Raw genomic sequence first — 22,148 nt, 5'->3', positions numbered from 1 at the left:
CTGAGGGCTGAGGATGCTCAAGGAAAAATACGCTCAGGAGATCGAGGCGATCCTTTCGAAATATCCGGTGAAGCGCTCGGCGATCCTTCCCTTGCTCTACCTGGTGCAGCGGGAATACGGCTACTGCACGGAGGAGGGCATTCAGGAGGTCGCGGAGATCACCGGCACGAGCCCCACGGAGGTTCGGGAGGTGGTAGGCTTTTACACGCTTTTTTACGATCGCCCCATCGGCCGCCACCTGATCCAGATCTGCGATGATCTCCCCTGCGCCCTGCGAGGGGCGGAGGAGCTCGTCGCCCATGCGGTTCGGCGCCTGAAGGTGCGGCCGGGGGAGACCACGCCCGACGGCCGCTTCACGCTGGAAACCGTTATGTGCATCGGGGCCTGCCATCGGGCGCCGGCGATGCAGGTGGATCTGGAGTTTGTGGAAAACGTCACCCCTGAGCTCTTCGATCGCATCATCGAGGATCTTTCTCGGGACGGAGCGTGATGGGGCGCTATATCCTGTTGCGGCATCGGGAGATCCCGGATCTCCACCGGCTGGAGGTTTATGTCCGCCACGGCGGCTATGAAGCCTGGCGGAAGGCCCTCACCGCGATGACCCCGGATCAGGTGATCGAGGAGGTGAAAGCCTCCGGCCTGCGGGGGCGGGGCGGTGCGGGCTTCCCCACAGGGATGAAATGGTCCTTCGTGCCGAAGGACGTCTTCCCGAAATACGTGGTGGTCAACGCCGACGAATCGGAGCCAGGGACCTTCAAGGATCGCGAGATCATGGAGGGGAACCCCCATCAATTGATTGAGGGGGCCCTCCTGGCGGCCTACGCCATCCAAGCCGAGCGCGTTTATATCTACGTCCGAGGGGAATACCGGTCAGTGGCTCGCCGCCTGGAGGCCGCCATCGCTGAGGCCTACGCCGCCGGGTTCATCGGCCGGAACGTGCTGGGCACATCGTACTCCGTAGAGATGTTCGTCCATCTGGGGGCCGGGGCCTACATCTGCGGGGAGGAGACCGCGCTTCTCGAATCCCTGGAGGGGAAGATCGGACATCCGCGGGTACGCCCACCGTTCCCGGCGACCCATGGCCTCTACGGCAAGCCGACGGTGGTGAACAATGTGGAGACCTTGGCCAACGTGCCCCCCATTATCCAAAATGGCGCCTCGTGGTATCGGACGATGGGGACGGAGCGGAGCCCAGGCCCGAAGATCTTCTGCCTGAGCGGCCGGGTGCGCCGGCCGGGCAATTATGAGGCGGAGCTGGGGAAGATCACCTTCCGGGACCTGATCTTCGGAGAGGACTACGGCCAGGGCCTGCTGGAGGAGGGGCGGACGGTCAAGGCGATTCTCCCGGCGGGCGCATCGGCGCCCATGTTGCCCGCCGCCGCCCTGGATACGCCGCTGGATTATGAATCGGTCCAGGCGGCCGGATCGATGCTCGGGTCCGCCTCCATCATCGTTCTGGACGACACCGTGGACATCGTGTGGGCAGCTTACAAGATGGTGCGGTTCTTCCAGCATGAGTCGTGCGGCAAATGCACGCCGTGCCGGGAGGGAACTTATTGGCTGCGCCGGGTTTACGAGCGGCTGGTGGCCGGGCGGGGGCGGCCCCATGACCCTGAACTCTTGGAAAGCATTGCCCGCCAGATGGCAGGCAAGACGCTGTGCCCACTGGGGGACTTTGCGACCAGCCCGGTGTTGTCCAGCCTGAAGCATTTCCGGAAGGAATATGAGGCCTACCTTCGACAGGCCGCTGGGATTCCGGTGGAAGTGCAGGCTTCTCGCGTGTAGCGCCTCGCCGATGGGGGGAAGGGAGGAAGGGGGAGGCAGATGATCCCTCCCTCGCAATCAGAGGTGGTGCGGAAACACTTCTCTTCGACCCCGGGCCAACGATCAGTCAACCTCTTTCAACTGAGGTGTTCGGATGGCAGGAACGGTGCGAGTGGTGATCAACGATCGCCCCATCGAGGCGCCGGCTGGCGCGCTGGTGGTGGACGTCGCCAAGCAGGCGGGGATCGACATCCCGGTGTTCTGCTATCACCCGAAGTTGGAGCCGGCCGGGATGTGCCGGATGTGCTTGGTGGAGGTGGGAACCATTAAGCTGGATCCTCAGACCCGCCAGCCCGTGCTGGACGAAGAGGGACGCCCGGTCGTGCAATGGATGCCCCGCCTGCAGACGGCATGCACCACCCGGGTGGCGGAGGGCATGGTGGTGCGGACCCACACCCTCCAGGTCCAGGAGGCCCAGCGGGCGATCTTGGAGTTCCTGTTGACCAGCCACCCGCTGGATTGCCCGATCTGCGACAAGGGTGGGGAGTGCCCGCTCCAAAACCTCACGCTGCGTTACGGCCCGGCGGAATCCCGTTTCGATTACCAGGATAAGATGCGCCAGGAGAAGCGGGTGCCCCTGGGGGACCTGATCATCCTGGATCGGGAGCGGTGCATCCTCTGCGGCCGGTGCATCCGGTTCCAGGAAGAGATCGCCGATGATCCGGTGCTGGGGTTCTCCGATCGCGGGCGGGGCATGGAGATCATCACCTTCTCCGATCCCCCCTTCGCCAGTTACTTCTCGGGGAACACCACCGACATCTGTCCGGTGGGCGCCCTGACCACCACGGACTTCCGGTTCCGGGCCCGGCCATGGGAGATGACGCCGATCCCCAGCATCTGTCCGCACTGCCCGGTGGGCTGCAACATCACCCTGGATGTGCGGTTCTCGGCCCACAAGGGCGGGTGGGACATCCTCCGGGTGATGCCGCGCCAGCACGAACAGGTCAACGAGATCTGGATCTGCGATAAAGGCCGTTTAGTGCATCACTTCGCCACCGCGGAGGACCGCCTGCGGCAGCCCTTGATGCGTCGGAACGGCGAGCTGGTCCCGGTTTCCTGGGAGGAGGCGCTCGATCGGGTGGCCGAGGCGCTGCGGGAGGCCGGCGCTCGCGCGGCCGGCATCATCGGCGATCGCCTCCCGAATGAGGATCTCTATCTGTTCCGACGCCTGTTCGAGGAGGCATTGGAGTCCTCTTGGATTACGATGGATCCCCCGGTCTTCGGCGGCGAATGGGTGGCCCGTTACGGCGTGGGGGTCGGCACCGACTTCGGGCGCATGGGGCCGGGAAGCCTGATCGTGGTGATGGCAGGCGACCTGGAGGAAGAGGCCCCGGTTTGGTTCCTACGGGTTCGCGGGGCCGTGCGGCGGGGCGCCCGGCTGATCGTGGCCGGGGGCAAACCTCAGAAGGCCGAGCGCTACGCGAACCCCATCCTCCGATATCGCTTCGGAACGGAGGCCTTGGTGCTGATCGGAGCCCTACGGGCGTTGCTCGAGGAGGGCCGGGTGGCCCCCGAAGCCTTGCCCCGGCTGGAGGGGCTCGAGGCCTTACAGGACGCCCTGCGGCGATATTCCTTGGAACAGATCAGCCGTCAGACCGGCGTGCCGGCGGAGTCGTTACGGGAGCTCGCCCGCGCCGTGGCTGAGGCCCGGGAGGTGGTGTTCCTCTTCGGCCGGGAAGGCGTGATGGATGGAGAGGCCTTTGTGGGGATGGCGGCGAACCTTCTGGCCCTCACCGGCCACGTGGGTCGTCCGAACAACGGGTTGCTCCCCCTCTGGCCCCACGGCAACACCCAAGGAGCCCTGGACTTCATCGGCGTCCGTTCCCTTCCGGAGGAAGTTCCGGCTCTCTATGTGGTCGGGGCGGACCCCCTTGGCGACGGGCGGCCGATGCCCCGGGCGGGCTTCCTGGTCGTGCAGGATCTCTTCCTCACGGAAACTGCCCGCGCGGCCGATGTCGTGTTGCCCGCCCAGTCCTGGGCGGAGCGGGACGGCACCTTCACCAGCGCCGATCGCCGGGTGCAACGGTTTTACAAGGCGATCCCCGCGGTGGGGGAGGCGCGCGGGGATTGGGAGATCTTCATCGCTTTGGCGCTGCGCCTGGGCCGGCAGTGGTTTTATCTCTCCCCGGAGGCGGTCATGGATGAGATCGCCCGGACGATCCCGCGCTACGCCGGGATGGATTATGGGGCGTTGTCGTGGACGCAGCCCCAGTGGCCGCCGGTGGGAACCTCACGGGATCTCTATTTCGGAGGGACGGCGCGGCCGAACACCGGAGGGCTGGGCCGGGCTTGGCCTTCCGAGGCCGAGGCTCCGGAGGCGCGCTGGCCGCTGGCTTGGAAAGCCCCCAAGATCCCTCCGGAAGGGGCGGTGCTGGCTGTCCCGGTTCGCCGGCTCTACCACGAGGGGACTTTGATCGCGCGCACGCCCCACTTGCGCAACCGGGCGATCCCACTGGCCGCGAGGGTCCATCCGGAGACCGCCCGCGGCCTGCAATTGGAGGTAGGCCGGATGGTGACCATCCGGGTGAACGGTCAAGAAGTCCGCCTCCCGGTGCACATCGACCCGGCCGTCCCGCCGCAGGTCCTTTGGCTTCCGGCGAGCCTGGTGCCCCGCGCGGGTGTTCTGGAGGCGTTTCCGGTTGAGTTCCGGGTGGAGGTCGGAGATGGCACCTTTTCTCGTTGAAGCCGCCATCAAAAGCGCGATCCTGGTTCTGGTGCTGTTGACCGGCTTCGCCTATCTCACCTTGGCCGAACGCAAGCTGGTGGCGGATTTTCAGGCCCGGATCGGCCCAAACCGGGCGGGGCCGTATGGGTTGCTCCAGCCCCTGGCGGATGCCGTGAAGCTGTTTTTCAAAGAGGATTTCGTCCCGACTTATGCGGATCGGGTCTTGTTTGTGTTGGCCCCACTGATCACCTTGATCCCTGCCGTTCTGATCTTCGCGGTGATCCCCTTCGGGCCGGAGCTCACGTTGTTCGGCTATCGAACCCGCCTGCAGCTAACGGATGTCAATGTGGGGGTCCTCTACATCGTGGCCATCACCTCGATCAGCGTCTATGGGATCGCCCTGGCCGGATGGGCATCGAACAACAAATACGCGCTGCTGGGAGGCATTCGGGCCGCGGCCCAGATGATCAGCTACGAGTTGGCGATGGGGCTGGCGATCGTGAGCGTGGTGCTGACCGCAGGGACTCTCCAGGTCGGCGGGATCGTGGAGGCCCAGCGGGGGGGATGGCTGATTTTCCTCCAGCCCCTGGCGGCGATCATTTTCTTCGTCACCGGTCTGGCGGAGATCAAGCGGGCGCCCTTTGACTTGGTGGAAGCGGAGCAGGAGTTGACGGCCGGTTATCTCACGGAATACAGCAGTATGAAGTTCGCCCTTTTCTTCATGGCCGAATACATCAAGATGATCGGCTTCAGCGCCTTGCTGACCACTCTTTTCCTGGGCGGGTACCTCGGGCCCTTCGTGGACCTCTATCCTGCGCTAGGGGTTGTTTACTTCACCGTCAAGGTGGCGCTCTTGATCTTCGTGATGATTTGGATCCGGGCCACGCTGCCTCGGATCCGTTACGATCAGCTGATGGGCCTGGGATGGAAGGTGTTGCTCCCGCTCTCCCTGGCGAATGTGATGGCGACGGCGGCGGTCATTGCCCTGATGCCTTGAGCGCGAGGTGATCCAATGGTGGTGGAATTGTTCCGAGGGTTGTTGACCACATTGCAGGAGTTCATCCAGACGAACCTGCGTGGGCCGGTGACCTATCCCTACCCGGAGGTCAAGCGGCCGCTGCGGATGCGGTTCAAGGGGGTTCATGAGCTGCGCCGCTACAGCAACGGGCTCGAACGGTGTATCGGATGCGCTCTGTGCGCCGCTGCCTGCCCAGCGGATGCCATTTATGTGGAGGCCGGTGAGAACACGGATGAGGAGCGCTATTCCCCGGGCGAGCGCTACGCGAAAGTCTATGAGATCAACCTGCTGCGCTGCATTTTCTGCGGATACTGCGAAGACGCATGTCCCACCAACGCGATCGTCCTGACGGATAAGATCCCGCCGGTCGGTTATACGCGGGAATCCTTTATCGTCACCAAAGCGCAGCTGCTGGTGCCCCCGCCGCCCGGGGTGCCCGGCACCCCCCAGCGGACCACCGACCCGGCCCTGCGCACGCGCTCGATTTGGGAAGAAGGGTTGGTGAGCGAACCGGTATAAACGCAATGCCTCTCCATCCAATCAGGCTCGCGTTGGAGGTCCTCTTGGAAGAGCTGATGGTGTTCTATTTGCTTTCAGGGATCGCCATCGCGACCGCCCTGGCGATGGTGAGCACGCGGAACGCGGTCCACAGTGCCCTGTTCCTGGTGCTGAACCTGCTCACGGTGGCGGTCTTCTATCTGCTCCTGAGCGCCCCCTTTGTGACGATGGTGCAGATTGCCGTTTACGCGGGGGCGGTGATGGTGCTTTTCCTGTTCGTGATCATGATGCTGGGGGCGGAGCGCGTCGGCGGGGCGGCAGGGCTTCGCTGGCAGGCCCCGCTGGCGGGGATTTTTGGGGCGGCGCTGATCATCGGCGCGCTGCTCGCCTTCCTCCGCGCCCCAGCGGGCCTGGCGCCTGCGGGGAGCCCTCCCGCCCCGCTGGGGGATCCGTCTGCGATCGGGGCGCGGCTGCTGACAACCCATGTGCTTCCCTTTGAGATCACATCGATCCTCCTGCTCATCGCGATGGTGGGCGTTGTGGTGCTGGCCCGGGATTCCCGCTCGGAGGGGAAATGATGATCACCCTCACCCATTACCTGGCCCTCAGCGCCATCCTCTTCGGGATCGGCGCGGTGGGGTTCCTGATCCGCCGCAACGCGTTGATCATCTTTATGTGTGTGGAGCTGATGCTGAACGCGGCGGCCTTGGCTTTCGTGGCCGCTTCCCGATATCGTGGCTTGCTGGAGGGACAGCTGGCGGTCTTTTTTGTATTAACGGTGGCGGCCGCCGAGGTGGCCGTGGGCCTCGCCCTAATGGTCGCCATTTTCCGCACCAAGCAGACGACGAACGTGGATGAGTTAAGCGGCCTGCGCAGGTAAGGCGTCACGCGGCCCTCCCCACGGGCGGATGGAACCCCAGTTCCCGGAACACCGACCTTCCTTTCCTCTGGCGCGAACCGAGGTCGTTCGGGGGGTTTCTGTGGTGGGGTGGGCCGCTGATGCGACCCACCCCACCACAGAAAACTTTATCGTTGCAACCAAGCATCTTCCAGGAGCTAAAGAATGGAAGCGCTGTTCGGGTGGTCCTGGCTGATCATCGCTTTTCCCTTGCTGGGTTTCTTGATCAATCTGACCACAACGGGGCGGACCCGAGAGCGGGCAGTCGGGATCGTGGCCTCCGGGGCTGCAGCGGCATCGTTCATGATGTCGGCGATGGTCTTCCTGGCCTTGGCGGCCCGGCCGCCGGAGGCTCGGCTGGTGGAGGTCAGCCTGTATCACTGGGCAGCTGTCCCGCCGCTCGCGGTGGAGGTCGGACTGCGGATCGATCCCCTCTCCGCCACCATGGCGTTGATCGTGACGCTTGTGGGGACGCTGATCCATGTCTATTCCATCGGCTACATGGCCGGCGACCCCCACATCCGCCGTTTCTTCATGTTCCTGAACTTATTCCTGGCTTCCATGCTCCTATTGGTCCTGGCCGACAATTTCCTGGTCCTCTTCGTGGGCTGGGAGCTGGTGGGGCTTTGTTCGTATCTTCTGATCGGCTTCTGGTTTGAGACGCCGTATAACGCGTGGGCGGGCCGCAAGGCGTTCATTGTGAACCGCCTCGGGGATTTCGGCTTCACCCTGGGCCTGTTGCTGCTGTTCTGGACCTTCGGGACGTTCCGCTACGAGCCGATCTTTCAGGCAGCGGAGCGTGGGGCGGTGGAGGCCGGTGTGATTGCGGTGATCACCCTGCTTCTCTTCGCTGGCGTGACCGGCAAGAGCGCGCAGATCCCGCTGTACGTCTGGCTGCCGGATGCGATGGCCGGCCCCACGCCGGTCTCCGCCCTCATCCACGCCGCGACAATGGTCACCGCCGGGGTTTACCTGATCGCCCGCGCCCATCCGCTGTTCGCGATGGCGCCGCTCACCCAGGCAGTGGTCATTTTCGTCGGGGCGGCCACCGCCCTATGGGCGGCCCTGATCGCCATCGGCCAGTTCGACATCAAGCGGGTGCTGGCCTTCTCGACGATCTCCCAGCTGGGCTACATGGTGGCGGCGGCCGGGGCAGGGGCCTCCGGGGCGGCGATCTTCCATTTGGGCACCCATGCGTTCTTTAAGGCGCTGCTCTTCCTGGGGGCGGGCTCGGTCATCCACGCCCTGGAGCACGCCCATCGCCACCATGGCCGTCGCGACCCTCTCGATCCCAATGATATGCGCCAGATGGGAGGGCTGGCCCGGCGGATGCCGGTAACGGCATGGACGTATGGGATTGGGGCGGCGGCCCTGGCCGGGTTGCCGCCCTTGGCGGGCTTCTGGAGCAAGGATGAGATCCTGGCCGCCTTGAGGGAGACGGGCGGGTGGGCCACCCTGGCCTATGGACTCCTGTTGGCAACGGCCTTCCTCACCGCGTTCTATATGACCCGCCAGGTCGTCATGGTGTTCGCCGGAGCGCCGCGAAGCCATGCGGCCGCCCATGCGAAAGAGAGCCCGGCGGTGATGACCGTCCCGCTGGGGCTTTTTGCTTTCTTCGCGATTACAGCGGGCTGGATCAACGCCCCCGGCCTAGGCGTGCTCAGCGCTTGGCTGGAGCCTGAGCATCCTCTGGTCTTCCACCCCGAACAGGCCCTGGGAGCCACCCTGGTCGCTTTCGCCGGGGTGGGAGCCGCGTGGGCGATCTATCGTCCGCAGGCGTGGCCGAAGGGCGTGGAGGACCCCTTGCAGGCAGCTCTGAGGGCCGTTTTCACCGCCCTGAACCGCAAACTGTATGTCGATGAGTTCTACGATGCCCTCTTTGTCCGGCCTTTCGAGGGTCTGGCGCGCGCGGTGGCGCGGGTGGTGGAGCCGTATGGGATCGATGGGGCGGTCCACGGTCTGGCCCGTCTGGTGCAGTCCGCTGCGGAGGTGGCCCGTCGTTGGAGCAGCGGTTACGTGCGCCAGTATGGCCTCTCCGTGTTGATCGGCGCGGTACTCCTAGTCTTCTACGTTCTCTGGATCTTGCGCTGAGGTTCGAGGGAATTTGCCGGTGGAAAGTATGGTAAGGATGTGAAAAGCTCTGGGATGTACCACAAGTTTAAGGAGTGAGGACGTGGCGGATTTCCCTATCCTGACATGGATGCTCGTCCTGCCTCTGGGCGGAGCCCTGTTGATCCTGGGGATCCCTCGGGATCGCGTGGGTCTGATCCGCTGGACAGCGCTGGCGGCGAGCGTTGGGGTTCTGGGGCTGGCGTTGGGGCTCTTGGCTGGGTTTAACTCCGCTCAGCCCGGCCCCCAGTTCGTCCAGCGCTGGGTTTGGGCGCCCTCCATTGGGGCGGCCTATGCGGTGGGGGTGGATGGGATCAGCCTGTGGTTGGTTCTGCTGACGGCCCTGATCTTCCCGCTCGCCTTGGCCGCCTCATGGCCCATCGAGGAGCGGGTGAAAGAATACATGGCCTTGATGCTGTTGCTGGAGACGGGCGTGCTGGGGGTGTTCACCGCCCTCGACCTGCTGCTCTTTTACATTTTCTGGGAATTCACCTTGGTCCCCATGACCCTTCTCATCGGGATCTGGGGCGGCCCACGACGGGTTTATGCGGCGGTGAAGTTCTTCTTGTACACAATGGCCGGGTCGGTGTTTATGCTGGTGGCCATCATTGCCCTCTGGCTCCTCGCGCGCCCGCTGACAGGAACGGGGACCTTTGATCCGCTTTGGATGGCTGCGCATCTGAGCCCGCTCCTTTCCCCAGAGGTCCAGCGCTGGCTGTTCATCGCCTTCGGGCTGGCTTTCGCCATCAAGGTGCCGATGTGGCCGTTCCATTCGTGGCTGCCGGATGCGCATGTGGAAGCCTCTACCGCCGGCTCGGTGATCTTGGCCGCCCTGTTGCTGAAAATGGGCGCCTATGGGTTCCTGAGGTTCAATTTCTCGCTGTTCCCCACGGCCGCGCGGGATCTGGCCCTTCCCATAGCGGCCCTTGCCGTTGTGGCGATTCTATACGGGGCGATGGCTTCCTATGCGCAGGACGATTTCAAACGCCTGGTGGCGTTCTCCAGCGTCTCCCACATGGGGTTCGTGATGCTGGGGCTTTCCGCGCTGAACCCTCTGGGGATTCAGGCTGCGCTGCTGCAGATGGTCAACCATGGCTTGAGCACGGGAGGGTTGTTCCTGCTGGTGGGGATGTTGTATGAGCGGACCCACACGCGGGATTTCCGGGAGCTGGGCGGGCTGTGGAAGGCGTTGCCCTTGTATGGCGGGATCCTGATCGTGGTCGGCCTCTCCTCCATGGGGCTCCCAGGGTTGAACGGATTTGTGGGCGAGTTCCTGATCCTGTTGGGGGCCTTTGGATCGGCGGCTTTCGGGCCGGCGGCCCGGGGGTTGACCGCGGTTGCGGCGTTCGGCGTGGTGCTGGCGGCGATCTATATCCTGACGATGCTCATGCGGGTGCTCCACGGCCCCTTGCCGGAGCGATGGCGTGGGCTACCGGATTTGAACGGCCGGGAGCTGGCGATCATGGCCCCACTGTTCATCCTGATCCTGTTCATCGGCCTTTACCCATCGCCGTTCTTCACGGCGATGGAGGCCTCGGTGCAGCAGGGCGTGGCCGCCCTTGCCCAAGCCGCCTGGGCGGCGCGCTGAATCCGTCGAGGATGGGCGGGCCTCGAAGGTGCGCAACCCGCACCAAAGATCCTTCTCGGGAGGAGCGATCGGAACGATGATCTGGCTGCCGTTGCTGCCAACGTTGGTTTTGACCGCCGGCGCGCTGGGGCTGCTGTTGGCGGAGGCGTTCCGTCGCCCCGGGTCGGCGGCTGGGGTGGCGTGGGGCGCCTTAGGGGTCACCACCTTGGGGTTGGGGGCGACCGGCGCCCTGGCCGGCCAGGGGCCGATCGAGGGGATCCAGCGCATGGTCCTCTGGGATCATGTTGCCTTTTGGCTGAGCCTCACGATCCTGGTGGGGACCTGGATCGCGGTCTTGTTGTCGTGGCGTTATCTGGCGGATCAGGGGATCGAGCGGGGAGAGTATTACGTGTTTCTGCTTCTGGCCGCCGCCGGGATGCTGCTAATGACCGTAGCGGCAGATCTTTTGATCGTCTTCTTAGCCCTGGAGTGGCTCTCGTTCCCCCTGTATGTGCTGGCCGGCTTCGCCCGCCCCCGGCTGGAATCCGAGGAGGCGGCGTTGAAATACTTCCTGCTGGGAGCCTTCGCCTCGGCGTTCCTGGTGTTCGGGATCGCATTGATTTTGGCGGGGACCGGGTTGACGAATTTGAACGATCTCGCGGCCTGGCTGAGGCATCCGGATCCGGCGACGCAGCCGCTGGTATGGATGGGCGGTGCGCTGTTGTTGGTGGCTCTGGGGTTTAAAGTGGCGGCGGTTCCCTTCCACCTCTGGACCCCCGATGTCTATGAGGGGGCGCCGACGCCGGTCACGGCCTTCATGGCGGCAGCCACGAAGACGGCCGCGGTCGCGGCGCTGATCCGGGTCTTCCTGATTGGTATGGGGCCGGCGATGGATCTCTGGGCTGGGCCGATCGCCGTCATCGCGGCAGCCACGATGCTGGTGGGGAACGGGGCGGCCCTGATGCAATCCAACTTCAAACGTATGATGGCTTACTCCAGCATCGCCCACGCCGGATATCTCCTGATGGGCCTGCTGGGGGATCCGTCCCTGGCGTTGCCCGGTGTAATGTTCTATCTGTTAGCTTATGCGACGGCCACCCTGGGGGCCTTCGCGGTAGCTGTCGGCATGGCAAGTCCGGCGCAGGAAGATCAATCGTTCGGAGCCTATGCGGGAGTGGCCCAGCAGGCCCCGGGGATGGGGGCGGCGATGGTCGTGTTCATGCTCTCTTTGATCGGGGTCCCCCCTACCGCAGGGTTCTTTGCCAAGCTGGCGTTGTTCGCCGCCGCTTGGCAGGCGGGTTGGATCGCCCTGGTGCTGATCGGGGTGATCACGACCGTGATCTCCGCCTATTTCTACCTGCGCGTGGTCGTCGCGATGTGGATGGGCCGTCCAGAACCGGCTCGTCTTCCATTACCCTACCCCGGGGTTCGGGCCTCCGTTGTTCTCTCAGGAGCAGGGACGCTGCTGTTGGGGATCCTCTGGCTCATGCTGAGGGGATTCTCTCTATGAAGTGAAGAAACAAGCCGCAAGCCACCTTCAGAGGGGCGGGTCGCTTGCGTAGCCCGCCCCTCACAGCAATTCCACAAGCAAAACGACTATCACTGCGGAGCGACTCCTTCCAGAACAATGCCACCGCCGGCAGGTAGAGAACCACGGCCAGCCGTTCCGTGACTCATTGTCATCTATTTCACCCCGATGGGTGTCCTAGATAACCGGCCACTTCCTGCTTCATCGACCCGTGGCTCGTTGACCGGTGGTCGCCTACCGTTCCGCTGCAGCGCCGATCACCACAGGCCAACGGGGTCCCCACGCGATCCGATGGATCGCGTGGGGACCCCAACGCCCCATGGAACTCCCGGTAGGACCGTTGAGGACGGTCAGCCCATATGGTTTCAAGTTCCAGGCGGCATTCAGATCTCGGTCGATCTCCAGCCCGCACCTCGCACACCGAAACACGCGCACCGACAGGGGCACCTTCGGCTCCACCCACCCACACCCCGAACAACGCCGGGTGGACGGGAAATCCGACGGGGCAATGATCAACGTCGCCCCATACCATTGGGCCTTGTAGGCCAGGAACCGAAGGAACATCCCCCACCCCACGTCGGCGATCGACCGAGCAAGCCGGCCCCGGACCATCCCCCGCACGTTCAGCGCCTCCACCACCAACACCGGCTGGGTTTTCGCCCGTCCGGTGGGGACCGGAGGCAGGCCATCGCGGCGGAGGTTCCGGATCCGACGGTGCCACCGGGCCAACCGCAAAGAAGTCTTGGCGTCGTTGCGGGATCCCTTCTGCTTGCGGGAAAGCTGCCGCGAGAGACAGCACAGCCGCCGCAGGGCCTTCGCCAAGGGTTTGGGGGCTTCGATCCGCGTCCCGTCCGACAACACGAGGAAGAACATCAACCCCAGATCCACCCCCACCGGCTCCCCTTCCCGGGGGACGGGATCCGGGCGCTCCACCTCACAGGTGAGGCTGACAAACCAGCGGTCGGCCTCTCGGGAAATGGTGGCCGAAAGGATCCGGGCCTTTTTCTCTTGAAGAAGAGCGAGGAGCTTCTCCATCCGCTCCTGGGTGTGGATCCTCCCGATGCGGGGCAGCGGCACGTGGCGAGGGGACACCCGGATGGAACCAGTCAGGCGGGCCTTGTGGTCATCCAGGGATTTCTTCCGCTTGAAACGGGGTCTGCCCGCTCGCCCCGCGCGCCAGTTCCGGAAGGCCCGCTCGAGGTCCCGGAAGGCCTCCTGGGGGGCGCACTGGGAGACCTCCACCCACCAGGGGGCGTTCGCCCGCTTCCAGCGGTTCCACGCCTTGTGGAGCTTCTGAGCGGCGGGGGCGTCTCCCCGGTTCCAGGGCCTCCCGGGAGCGGCTCAGGCCCCCGTGGTAAGCGAAGCGGGCGGCCCCCACGTGCTTCGCGAGGGCGATGCGCTGCTCAACGTTAGGGGCGAGCTCAAAGCGAAAGGCTTGGGTCACCCGCATGGGAAAGCCTCCAGCGCCTTCCGAGCCCGTCGGCGGGCCGAGCGGTTGGGCCTTGGCGGGCGGGGGTCGTCCGACCCGTGGCGGACGAGAACCCACTCGTCCGCCACGGGGAATTTACCCATTTCTCAGGAGCCGGGCAAGAAGCTTGGAGAAACCGCCATCTGTCGCCCCGGCGGGCAGCCCCCGTCGGGGCGCTTCCGGGCGGAAAGGATAATAAAAAATAAGGGAACTGCCGGCAACCCTTTGGGAGGAACGGTGGCAGGAGGCTCTTGCTCCCCACCATCCCACGCCCCCAGTGTGTGGGGAGGGTGGGGTCCTTCCGCCTCTTCGCGGGAGCTCGGAACCGAATGTTGCCAGGCTGAATCGTTACCTTTTACATATTACATATCCAGTGGAGAGCGCACCGCCAGGCCGTCTTGTTGAAGGACATGGATGTAGATCGTCGTTGTCCGCACATCTTTGGGGCCCGGTAACTCCTGGACAGTGCGGATATTGTAGCCGCTTTCCAGGAGGTGGGTGGCGAATGAATGGCGAAGGGTGTGGGGGCTTGGAAAGGCTGGCGGCCTGGGCAGCGTTGCGGATGGCGCGTTGAAGGGAGGCCAGGTCCTGCGGACAGAGCCGTTTGACCTCTTTCAGGTGCTTTTGGAGGGGACCGCTGAGGGACGCCGGCCGGATAGTGACACGGTCTTTCTTGCCTTTCCCATCGCGGACAGTGATAGTGCGATAGTCAAAGTCCAGGTCCTGGACCCGTAGGCGGAAACATTCCACGAGGCGGAGTCCGCCGCCGTAGAAAAGGCGTGCCATAGGCTGATGCGTACCGGGGAGACGAGAGAGGAGCGCTAGAACCCCCTGGCGGGTGAGAACAACCGGAAGATGCTTGGGCTGTTCCGCTCGCGGGGTGGATGAGCTCGGTGATCTCCTAAGCTAGGACCTCAGGGAAAGAGGATGGCCTGCAAGGCTTGGTTCTGAGTAGAGGCAGCGATGTGTTCGTGGATGGTCGGGTGGGTGCGGAAACCCTCGATCTCTGGCACACCCATTTCCTGCGGGTGTTGTTTATTGTGGAAGAGGATGAAGCGTTTGATCTAGTGGCTGCAGGCTTGCTCGGTGCGGTAAGAGTAGTGTTTTCGGCGCAGGGTTTGCCGCACGCGGTCCAGGAGCTGAGGCGAAGAAGGGGTTGGCTCTGATTTTTACGATACGAAGGGATCGACATAGGAAGCTCCTGGCGTTATACTGTGGTCAGGTTTGTGATGTCTTCATAATACACCGTCTATGTTGCAAAAGTAGGCCTCACAAAGGGTTATACAGCGTCTGGATGATCCCTTCATAGAAGCGTAAAAACGGCGTTCGTATAATCAATAGTTAGCCCGCTTGCTATTGTATCACTCATCATTCGGGAAAGGCAAGTGGACATCAGTTTCTTGCTTCGGGGTCTTATCATGGGCTTCTCGATTGCTGTGCCTGTCGGACCAATCGGCGTGTTATGCATACGTCGCACATTGGCTGAAGGGAGCAAATCTGGTTTCATTTCTGGTCTGGGCGCTGCGACTTCCGACGCAATCTATGGATGCATTGCTGAATTCGGTCTGACTTTCATTTCAAACTTCCTGGTCAGTCAATAAGTATGGCTACACCTTATCGGTGGTGTGTTTCTTTGTTATTTGGGTCTCAAAACCTTGCTGGCAAAACCCGCAGAACAAGCAGCCTTAGCCAAAGGAAACGGTCTCGTTGGTGCTTATGCTTCAACGTTTTTTCTAATGCTCACAAATCCGATAACAATCATTTCCTTTGCAGCGATATTTGCTGGCTTGGGTTTAGCAAGCACAAGTAGGAACTATGTGTCAGCGGGAGTTTTGGTCTTGGGCGTTTTTGTTGGCTCAGCCCTGTGGTGGCTCATTCTGAGTGGTGGTGTTGGCGTATTTCGGGCAAAGTTCAACCCTCGCAGATTGCAATGGGTCAACAGAATTTCAGGCGCAATCATCACAGCGTTTGGTTTGTTTGCTATCCTGAATGTGTTATCGTAAAAGTACGATACTTAGGGCAAAGGGCTCGGGCTAGCAGGCGCCTCCAGCCGCCGCTGCCTTCGGCGGCGCGGCTGAGCAGCGGGTTGGGCGGCATTATGTCCTCACGGAGATGCGAGGAAACCTCCATGCCGGCATTAAAAGTCTCCAAGTTCGGTGATCCAGGATGATGTCGTTAAAGGGGCCGGATGAGTTGCGCTCGTTTTGGAGCATGCCGACTGCGGACGTGCTCGCCGCACTGCAATCGTCGTCCAGTGGTCTCGCGGCGGACGTCGCTGCCGAACGTCTCGTCCGCACTGGGCCAAACGTGCTCAGCGAGCGCAAGCGCTCCGACACACCGACGTTGCTGCTTCGGCAGATCACGAGCCCTCTCGTCCTGTTGCTGATCGCCGCAGCGGTGCTGTCCTTCGCGCTGCACGACCCCACGGATGGGACCATCATCCTGGGCATTGTGGGAGTGAGTGCGCTCCTCGGCTTCTGGCAGGAACGTGGCGCTGCCAGGGCGGTCGAGAAGCTGTTGGCGACAGTCGCGGTGAAGGCCTCCGTTCTGCGTGATGGACGTCAGACCGAGATTGCTGTTGACGAATTGGTACCGGGCGACGTGGTGCTTCTCTCTGCGGGCTCGAGCATCCCGGCGGACTGCCTGCTGCTCGAAGCGCAGGACCTGTTTGTGGACGAGGCATCACTCACCGGAGAGAGCTTCCCGGTGGCCAAGACTCCCGGCACGGTGCCTGCAGATGCACCGCTCGCTCGGCGCCACAACGTCCTCTTTATGGGAACCCACGTGGTCAGCGGCAGCGGACGGGCTCTGGTTGTGCATACCGGGAAGTCGACCGAATTCGCCGCGATCGCCGCGCGGCTGCGTCTGCGCCCACCTGAAACGGAGTTCGAGCGGGGTGTGCGCCACTTCGGCTACTTCTTGATGGAACTTACGCAGGTGTTGGTGATCCTCATTTTTGCCTTCAACGTCTACCTCCATCGGCCAGTCCTCGACTCCTTCCTCTTCGCACTGGCGCTCGCGGTGGGGCTCACGCCGCAGTTGTTGCCTGCCATCATCAGCGTGAATCTGGCGAGTGGCGCCCGTCGGATGGCGAAACAGCGCGTCATCGTTAAGCGGCTGGCCGCGATCGAGAACTTCGGCAGCATGGACGTCCTCTGTTCCGACAAGACGGGCACGCTTACCGAGGGCCGGGTACGCGTCCATGCCGCGCTCGATGCGACGGGCAGCGAGAGTGAGCGCGTGCTGCTGCATGCCTTCGTGAATGCCTCTTACCAGACAGCATTCAGCAATCCGATCGATTCGGCAATCCGCGCCCATCGGGCCTTCTCGCTCGACGGATGGCGCAAGCTCGCCGAAGTGCCTTATGACTTCGAGCGCAAGCGCTTGAGCGTGCTCGCTGAGCACAACGGGCGCGTTGTCCTGATCACGAAGGGCGCGTTGATGAATGTGCTTGATGTCTGCACCTTAGCCGAGCAGGGAGACGGCACGGTCGTCCCGATCGCTAAAGTGCGGCCGGAGATTGAACGTCGTTTTGTAGCACTCAGCGCCGAAGGATACCGCACGCTTGGTGTCGCACTGCGCGAGATCGGAGCGGCGGAAACGACCGACCGTGATTCCGAGCACGACATGACCTTCCTGGGCTTTCTCGTGCTCGAGGATCCGCCAAAGCAGGGCATCGAGGCCACGCTGGCGGCGCTGGCTCGGCTGGGTGTGCGACTGAAGGTGATCACTGGGGATAACGCGCTCGTCGCCGCCCACGTGGGCGCGCAGGTCGGGCTGCCCAATCCCCGGGTCCTGACCGGCTCTGAGGTGCGCGCGCTAAGCGACAATGCATTGCCGGTCGCCGCGGCAGAGACGGATATCTTTGCCGAGGTGGAGCCCAATCAGAAAGAGCGGATCATCCGTGCGCTGCGCAAGGCCGGGCACGTGGTGGGCTATATGGGTGACGGAATCAATGACGCCCCGGCGCTGCACGCGGCGGACGTCTCCATCTCGGTGCAGGAGGCGGTGGACGTGGCGAAGGAGGCGGCCGATATCGTCCTCCTCGAGCCGGACCTCGCAGTGCTGGAGGCCGGGGTGCGCGAGGGACGTCGTACGTTCGCCAACACACTCAAGTACGTGTTCATGGCGACCAGCGCCAATTTCGGCAACATGTTCAGTATGTCCGGTGCCTCCCTTCTGCTTCCATTCCTCCCACTGTTGCCGAAGCAGATCTTGCTGACCAATCTCCTGACGGATGTTCCAGAGCTGACGATCTCGTCCGATCGGGTGGATGCTGACTGGATTGAGCGGCCACGCCGCTGGGACATCGGCTTCATTCGCAGGTTCATGCTTGCGTTCGGGCTCGTCAGCTCTGTGTTCGACTACCTGACGTTCGGTGTGTTGCTCTGGCTGCTGCATGCGGGGCCGGCGGAGTTCCAGACCGGATGGTTCGTTGAGTCTGTGGTATCGGCGACGCTGATCGTGCTCGTGGTGCGCACACGCGGGAATTTCCTTCGCAGTCAGCCAGGGCGCGCGCTGTTGAGCGCGACGCTCGCGGTGGCAGCCACGACGCTAGTGATCCCCTACACCCCGCTCGGTGCGGCCTTCGGCTTCGTCCCGTTGCCCCCGCTCTTTCTCGGGCTGATGGGATTGATCGTCATGGGTTACGTTGTGAGCGCGGAGTTGGCGAAACGCTGGTTCTACAAGGGCGTGCACGGCTGATGGTGTTGCTGTATTCAATCATCCTGTGCGCAGAGACAGCAAGATTCAGAGACCCCCGCTCCATCATGCTGTCCGACAATAGCCATGCAGCGGACGGCGCTGCGCGCCGCTGATGCTGCTGAACGTCGGGCACAAGTAGTTTAAACTTTATCAAGTGCTGAGCGCCGCGTGCCTGCCGTGGCGTGTCGCCCGCCTGTGGGTGCTGCCTGGCGGGGTCGTGGTTAGCAGTGGACGCTACAGCCGGGGCGCCTGGCCTGCCGTTGCCACCCGCTACTGATCTTGAATGCTTCTCTCGCCTTGGCATGATTGGCCTGGCGTGGGACCGGTGGGTCAGGGTGCGTGGGCTGGCAAGTGGGCTAGATGGCAAAGTCCTTCCGCTGTGGCGCGGGGTCTTGGTCACGTAGGCGGGCTGGTTGGTCAGGGAAGTCGGCTTGCCTGTGGTGGCCTTGCCCGGCGTGATGGTTAAAAGGCGGCGGTGTAAAAAAGAGGGCGGTTTGACAGGTTTTCATTTTGCCGTTATAATGTGTGATCGCGTCTGCCGGGCAGGACTTCCACCGGACCCTCTTCCTGCTGCAGGGCTGCGGGTGGCGTTCCGCAGATCTGCAGATCCAGCAGGATGAGATAGCCTACTTCTTGGGCGCCTGAAGCTTCCAGGATCGGGTATCGACCCTGTGTCCTCCCGATGGCAGGCGAAGGAATCCCGGCTGGCAGGAAGGAGACCCATGCGACGGAGTCGTGCGCCAAAGCGCGAGATCGCGCCGGATATTCGCTATAACAGCGTTCTGGTCGCCAAGTTGATCAACAAGGTCATGATGAACGGCAAGAAAAGCTTGGCGATGCGGATTGTCTACGGCGCCTTTGATTTGATCGAACGCCGCACGGGGCGGCCGGCTATGGAGATCTTTGAGAAAGCGCTGGCCAACACCAAGCCGCTTCTGGAGGTTCGGCCGCGCCGGGTCGGCGGGGCCACCTATCAGATCCCCCTGGAGGTCCCGCCGGACCGCCAGGTGAGCTTGGCCTTGCGCTGGATTGTGAACGCCGCCCGGGAGCGTCCTGGGAAATCGATGATCGAGAAGTTGGCTGCCGAGTTGATCGACGCAGCCAATGGGACGGGGGTGGCGGTCAAGAAGCGCGAAGACACGCACCGGATGGCAGAGGCCAACCGGGCCTTCGCTCACTATCGGTGGTGAGCCAGCGCTGGGAAACCCTGAAAAGGCCCCCGATTTATTCATTCCTGTCCTTGGAAGGGTTTTTCGCGACAGGCGCGACGGCGGAAGGCCGTAACCCGGTCGCTGAACAACCGGCTGGTTTTCCCGCCAACGGATATAGGAGTTACGCAGTTGGCTCCCCACCGAAGAACAACTTCATCCTCCTCCCCGCGGCCCAAAAGGCCGCGGGGAGGAGGATGAAAGGGGGCCTTCTGCCTCCTCTCGCGGGCCTCGAGCGGCGTAGCTCCTAGATGGACCTGAAGGTCAAACGGGTTTGGAAAATTTAGGGGAAGGCAAAGCCTTTATCGGGAAAGATGACCTGCCAACTCGCCACACGGGCTAGTCAATAGGAGATAGGAGAAAAGAGATGCCGCGGGAAGTTCCCATCGATAAAATCCGAAATATTGGAATCATCGCCCATATCGATGCTGGCAAGACTACGACCACTGAGCGCATCCTGTTCTACACCGGCAAGACGTATAAGTTGGGCTCCGTAGACGAGGGGACCACCGTTACGGACTACATGGAGCTGGAGCGCGAGCGGGGGATCACGATCACTGCAGCGACGGTGGCCTGTTACTGGCGGGAACACCAGATCAACATCATTGACACCCCCGGGCACATCGACTTCACCGCGGAGGTCCAACGGAGCCTGCGTGTGCTGGACGGGGGTGTCGTTGTTTTCGACGCCGTCCACGGGGTGGAGCCGCAGTCTGAGACGGTCTGGCGTCAGGCGGACCGTTACGGGGTCCCCCGGATCTGTTTTGTGAACAAGATGGACCGGGTGGGGGCGGATTTCTGGAACACGATCCAAATGATCCGGGACCGTTTGGGCGCCAACCCGGTTCCGATTCAGATCCCGATCGGGGCGGAGGCGGATTTCCGGGGGGTGGTCGATCTCCTGGAGATGCGAGCCGTTTATTGGGTGGATGAATTGGGGACCCAGATGGTTTATGAGCCGATCCCCCCGGATATGGAGGAGGAGGCCCGACGGGTCCATGAGCTTCTGGTGGAGCGGGTCGCTGAGACCGACGATGAGTTAACGATGAAATATCTGGAGGGAGAGCCGATCTCCGCGGAGGAGCTCCGAGCTGCTCTGCGTCGGGCTACCATTGCCGGAAAGCTGGTCCCCGTACTGTGTGGCTCGGCCTTGCGCAACAAAGGGATCCAACCGCTTCTGGACGCGATCGTCGATTACCTGCCTTCCCCGGCGGATATCCCGCCGGTGAAGGGGGTGAACCCGATCACGGGCCAGGAGGAAACGCGGCCGGCCTCGGATGACGCCCCCCTGGCCGCGCTGGTCTTCAAGGTGGTGACCGATCCTTATGTCGGCCGTCTGGTTTACTTCCGGGTCTATTCCGGGAAGATCACCGCCGGCCAACAAATCACCAATTCCACCCGCGGCAACAAGCGCGAGCGGGTGGGCCGGGTCCTCCGGATGCACGCGGATCGCCGGGAGGAGATCCGGGAGGTGTATGCAGGGGACATCGCGGCCACCCTGGGCTTGAAGGACACCTTTACCGGCGACACCCTCTGCGACTCGGATGCTCCCATCGTCCTGGAGAGCATCACCTTCCCGGAGCCGGTGGTCTCCGTGGCCATCGAGCCCAAGACGCTGGCCGATCAGGACCGTTTGAGCGACGCGCTGCGCAAGCTGTCCGAGGAGGATCCCACCTTCCGGGTCCGTATGGATCCGGAGACGGGCCAGACGATCATCTCCGGGATGGGGGAATTGCACCTGGAGGTCCTGATCGAACGGATGAAGCGGGAGTTCCGGGTGCAGGCCAATGTGGGGCGCCCGCGGGTGGCGTACCGGGAGACCTTCACCCGGCCCGTGAAGGGGGTGGAGGGTCGCTTTGTGCGCCAGACGGGCGGCCGGGGGCAGTATGGCCATGTGATCATCGATTTCGAGCCCATGGAGCGGGGCAAGGGCTTTGAGTTCATCGACGCCACCGTCGGCGGGGTCATCCCCAAGGAGTTCATCCCGGCCATCGAGAAGGGCTTGATCGAGGCGATGGAGGCCGGGGTGCTGGCGGGCTACCCGCTGACCGACATTCGGGCCATCCTGGTCGGCGGCTCCTACCACGAGGTGGATTCCTCGGAGATGGCCTTTAAGGTGGCCGCTTCGCTGGCCCTGCGAAACGCGGCGGAGAAGGCCTCTCCGGTGCTGCTGGAGCCCATCATGCGGGTGGAGATCATCGTCCCGGAGATCTATACCGGGGATGTGGTAGGCGATCTCTCCTCCCGTCGGGCTCAGATCCAGGGGATTGAAAGCCGGGGGAAAGGGGTCCAGGCCATTCGGGCGCTGGTGCCTCTGGCGGAGATGTTCGGCTACGCGACCACCTTGCGTTCCATCACCCAGGGTCGGGGGACGTTCTCGATGGAGTTCGATCACTACGCGGAGGTGCCGGCTTATATTGCCGAGCCCCTCATCCGCGCGGGCGAGAAGAGGCCCGTTGGACGATAATCAGAAGGCGTGTCTGGTCATTTCCGTTACACTCAGACAAACGAGCGGAGGTGCAGCGATGGGGAAGGCGATGTTTGTGCGGGCGAAGCCGCATGTGAATGTGGGGACGATTGGGCATATTGATCATGGGAAGACGACGTTGACGTCGGCGATTACGAAGGTGTTATCGTTCAAGGGGTTAGCGGAGTATGTGC

Annotated in this window: 19 protein-coding genes and 2 pseudogenes; 16 read left to right on the top strand and 5 right to left on the bottom strand. The window is 63.1% G+C overall.

Annotated elements, in window-relative coordinates; all coding sequences use genetic code 11:
- Positions 1-13: 13 nt before the first annotated feature.
- The 10 genes from nuoE (at position 14) to ACFMO5_RS00535 (ending at position 12,089) form a co-directional block, all read left to right on the top strand.
- Positions 14-490, top strand: a complete 477-nt coding sequence (nuoE, locus tag ACFMO5_RS00580) for an NADH-quinone oxidoreductase subunit NuoE (RefSeq protein ID WP_376790826.1) — start codon at positions 14-16, stop codon at positions 488-490.
- Entirely contained in the window at positions 490-1,785 is a 1,296-nt protein-coding gene (gene nuoF, locus ACFMO5_RS00575) for an NADH-quinone oxidoreductase subunit NuoF (RefSeq protein WP_376790825.1), read from the top strand. The genes nuoE and nuoF overlap by 1 nt, the downstream gene beginning before the upstream one ends.
- A gap of 133 nt (positions 1,786-1,918) precedes the next feature.
- On the top strand, positions 1,919-4,507 hold the full coding sequence (nuoG, locus tag ACFMO5_RS00570) for an NADH-quinone oxidoreductase subunit NuoG (RefSeq protein ID WP_376790824.1): 2,589 nt from the start codon (positions 1,919-1,921) through the stop codon (positions 4,505-4,507).
- Complete coding sequence (gene nuoH / locus ACFMO5_RS00565) at positions 4,488-5,486, top strand: NADH-quinone oxidoreductase subunit NuoH (RefSeq protein WP_376790823.1); 999 nt, start codon at positions 4,488-4,490, stop codon at positions 5,484-5,486. Before nuoG ends, nuoH begins: the two co-directional genes overlap by 20 nt.
- Positions 5,487-5,501: 15 nt before the next feature.
- Positions 5,502-6,026 carry a 4Fe-4S dicluster domain-containing protein gene (locus ACFMO5_RS00560; RefSeq protein ID WP_376790822.1) on the top strand — a complete coding sequence of 175 codons (525 nt, stop codon included), beginning with the start codon at positions 5,502-5,504 and terminating at the stop codon, positions 6,024-6,026.
- Positions 6,027-6,070: 44 nt separating this feature from the next.
- Complete coding sequence (locus tag ACFMO5_RS00555) at positions 6,071-6,583, top strand: NADH-quinone oxidoreductase subunit J (protein WP_376790821.1); 513 nt, start codon at positions 6,071-6,073, stop codon at positions 6,581-6,583.
- Positions 6,583-6,885, top strand: coding sequence for an NADH-quinone oxidoreductase subunit NuoK (gene nuoK, locus ACFMO5_RS00550; protein WP_376790820.1), 303 nt, complete (start codon positions 6,583-6,585; stop codon positions 6,883-6,885). The genes ACFMO5_RS00555 and nuoK overlap by 1 nt, the downstream gene beginning before the upstream one ends.
- A gap of 183 nt (positions 6,886-7,068) precedes the next feature.
- The gene (nuoL, locus tag ACFMO5_RS00545; RefSeq protein ID WP_376790819.1) at positions 7,069-8,994 is read left to right on the top strand and encodes an NADH-quinone oxidoreductase subunit L; all 1,926 of its coding nucleotides are present in this window, start codon (positions 7,069-7,071) and stop codon (positions 8,992-8,994) included.
- 82 nt (positions 8,995-9,076) lie between these two features.
- Positions 9,077-10,600: a NuoM family protein gene (locus tag ACFMO5_RS00540; protein ID WP_376790818.1), complete on the top strand. Its 1,524-nt coding sequence runs from the start codon at positions 9,077-9,079 to the stop codon at positions 10,598-10,600.
- A 76-nt stretch (positions 10,601-10,676) separates the two neighbouring features.
- Entirely contained in the window at positions 10,677-12,089 is a 1,413-nt protein-coding gene (locus ACFMO5_RS00535) for an NADH-quinone oxidoreductase subunit N (RefSeq protein WP_376790817.1), read from the top strand.
- A gap of 252 nt (positions 12,090-12,341) precedes the next feature.
- Here ACFMO5_RS00535 and ACFMO5_RS00530 read toward each other — a convergent pair whose 3' ends face one another.
- From ACFMO5_RS00530 to ACFMO5_RS00520, 3 genes are all read right to left on the bottom strand, one after another.
- Positions 12,342-13,349: an RNA-guided endonuclease InsQ/TnpB family protein gene (locus ACFMO5_RS00530; protein ID WP_376790816.1), complete on the bottom strand. Its 1,008-nt coding sequence runs from the start codon at positions 13,347-13,349 to the stop codon at positions 12,342-12,344.
- Positions 13,231-13,557 (bottom strand): helix-turn-helix domain-containing protein, encoded by a 327-nt coding sequence (locus tag ACFMO5_RS00525; RefSeq protein ID WP_376790815.1) that lies wholly within the window; start codon positions 13,555-13,557, stop codon positions 13,231-13,233. The genes ACFMO5_RS00530 and ACFMO5_RS00525 overlap by 119 nt, the downstream gene beginning before the upstream one ends.
- Positions 13,558-13,937: 380 nt before the next feature.
- Positions 13,938-14,048 carry a hypothetical protein gene (locus ACFMO5_RS00520; RefSeq protein WP_376790828.1) on the bottom strand — a complete coding sequence of 37 codons (111 nt, stop codon included), beginning with the start codon at positions 14,046-14,048 and terminating at the stop codon, positions 13,938-13,940.
- Between the two features lie 25 nt (positions 14,049-14,073).
- On the opposite strand from ACFMO5_RS00520, the gene ACFMO5_RS00515 reads away from it, so the two are divergent.
- Positions 14,074-14,310: a hypothetical protein gene (locus ACFMO5_RS00515; protein WP_376790829.1), complete on the top strand. Its 237-nt coding sequence runs from the start codon at positions 14,074-14,076 to the stop codon at positions 14,308-14,310.
- Here ACFMO5_RS00515 and ACFMO5_RS00510 read toward each other — a convergent pair.
- Together ACFMO5_RS00510 and ACFMO5_RS00505 are read right to left on the bottom strand one after the other, a co-directional pair.
- Positions 14,296-14,361 (bottom strand): annotated as a pseudogene (locus ACFMO5_RS00510) (integrase); the annotation flags it as partial. The gene ACFMO5_RS00515 and the pseudogene ACFMO5_RS00510 overlap by 15 nt on opposite strands.
- Before the next feature lie 128 nt (positions 14,362-14,489).
- Positions 14,490-14,594, bottom strand: a complete 105-nt coding sequence (locus ACFMO5_RS00505) for a hypothetical protein (RefSeq protein ID WP_376790814.1) — start codon at positions 14,592-14,594, stop codon at positions 14,490-14,492.
- 366 nt (positions 14,595-14,960) lie between these two features.
- Here ACFMO5_RS00505 and ACFMO5_RS00500 point away from each other — a divergent pair.
- From ACFMO5_RS00500 to ACFMO5_RS00480, 5 genes and pseudogenes are all read left to right on the top strand, one after another.
- Positions 14,961-15,578 (top strand): annotated as a pseudogene (locus tag ACFMO5_RS00500) (LysE family translocator).
- A gap of 208 nt (positions 15,579-15,786) precedes the next feature.
- Positions 15,787-18,279 (top strand): magnesium-translocating P-type ATPase, encoded by a 2,493-nt coding sequence (gene mgtA / locus ACFMO5_RS00495; protein ID WP_376790813.1) that lies wholly within the window; start codon positions 15,787-15,789, stop codon positions 18,277-18,279.
- Between the two features lie 722 nt (positions 18,280-19,001).
- Entirely contained in the window at positions 19,002-19,469 is a 468-nt protein-coding gene (gene rpsG / locus ACFMO5_RS00490; protein ID WP_376790812.1) for a 30S ribosomal protein S7, read from the top strand.
- Positions 19,470-19,854: 385 nt separating this feature from the next.
- Entirely contained in the window at positions 19,855-21,954 is a 2,100-nt protein-coding gene (gene fusA / locus ACFMO5_RS00485; RefSeq protein WP_376790811.1) for an elongation factor G, read from the top strand.
- A 58-nt stretch (positions 21,955-22,012) separates the two neighbouring features.
- A partial coding sequence (locus ACFMO5_RS00480) for a GTP-binding protein (RefSeq protein ID WP_376790827.1) occupies positions 22,013-22,148 on the top strand: 136 nt, incomplete at its 3' end.

The sequence above is a fragment of the Thermoflexus sp. genome (assembly GCF_042408365.1).
GTDB lineage: Bacteria > Chloroflexota > Anaerolineae > Thermoflexales > Thermoflexaceae > Thermoflexus.
Note: the sequence above shows the minus strand (reverse complement) of the source record. Positions and strands in the feature narration are given on the sequence as shown.

What these genes read in the sequence shown, in the direction of transcription:
- nuoE (WP_376790826.1), top strand. Translation starts at nt 14, where the DNA reads ATGCTCAAGGAAAAATACGCTCAGGAGATCGAGGCGATCCTTTCGAAA.
- nuoF (WP_376790825.1), top strand. Translation starts at nt 490, where the DNA reads ATGGGGCGCTATATCCTGTTGCGGCATCGGGAGATCCCGGATCTCCAC.
- nuoG (WP_376790824.1), top strand. Translation starts at nt 1,919, where the DNA reads ATGGCAGGAACGGTGCGAGTGGTGATCAACGATCGCCCCATCGAGGCG.
- nuoH (WP_376790823.1), top strand. Translation starts at nt 4,488, where the DNA reads ATGGCACCTTTTCTCGTTGAAGCCGCCATCAAAAGCGCGATCCTGGTT.
- ACFMO5_RS00560 (WP_376790822.1), top strand. Translation starts at nt 5,502, where the DNA reads ATGGTGGTGGAATTGTTCCGAGGGTTGTTGACCACATTGCAGGAGTTC.
- nuoK (WP_376790820.1), top strand. Translation starts at nt 6,583, where the DNA reads ATGATCACCCTCACCCATTACCTGGCCCTCAGCGCCATCCTCTTCGGG.
- nuoL (WP_376790819.1), top strand. Translation starts at nt 7,069, where the DNA reads ATGGAAGCGCTGTTCGGGTGGTCCTGGCTGATCATCGCTTTTCCCTTG.
- ACFMO5_RS00535 (WP_376790817.1), top strand. Translation starts at nt 10,677, where the DNA reads ATGATCTGGCTGCCGTTGCTGCCAACGTTGGTTTTGACCGCCGGCGCG.
- ACFMO5_RS00525 (WP_376790815.1), bottom strand. Translation starts at nt 13,557, where the DNA reads ATGCGGGTGACCCAAGCCTTTCGCTTTGAGCTCGCCCCTAACGTTGAG.
- ACFMO5_RS00505 (WP_376790814.1), bottom strand. Translation starts at nt 14,594, where the DNA reads ATGGGTGTGCCAGAGATCGAGGGTTTCCGCACCCACCCGACCATCCAC.
- mgtA (WP_376790813.1), top strand. Translation starts at nt 15,787, where the DNA reads ATGCCGACTGCGGACGTGCTCGCCGCACTGCAATCGTCGTCCAGTGGT.
- rpsG (WP_376790812.1), top strand. Translation starts at nt 19,002, where the DNA reads ATGCGACGGAGTCGTGCGCCAAAGCGCGAGATCGCGCCGGATATTCGC.
- fusA (WP_376790811.1), top strand. Translation starts at nt 19,855, where the DNA reads ATGCCGCGGGAAGTTCCCATCGATAAAATCCGAAATATTGGAATCATC.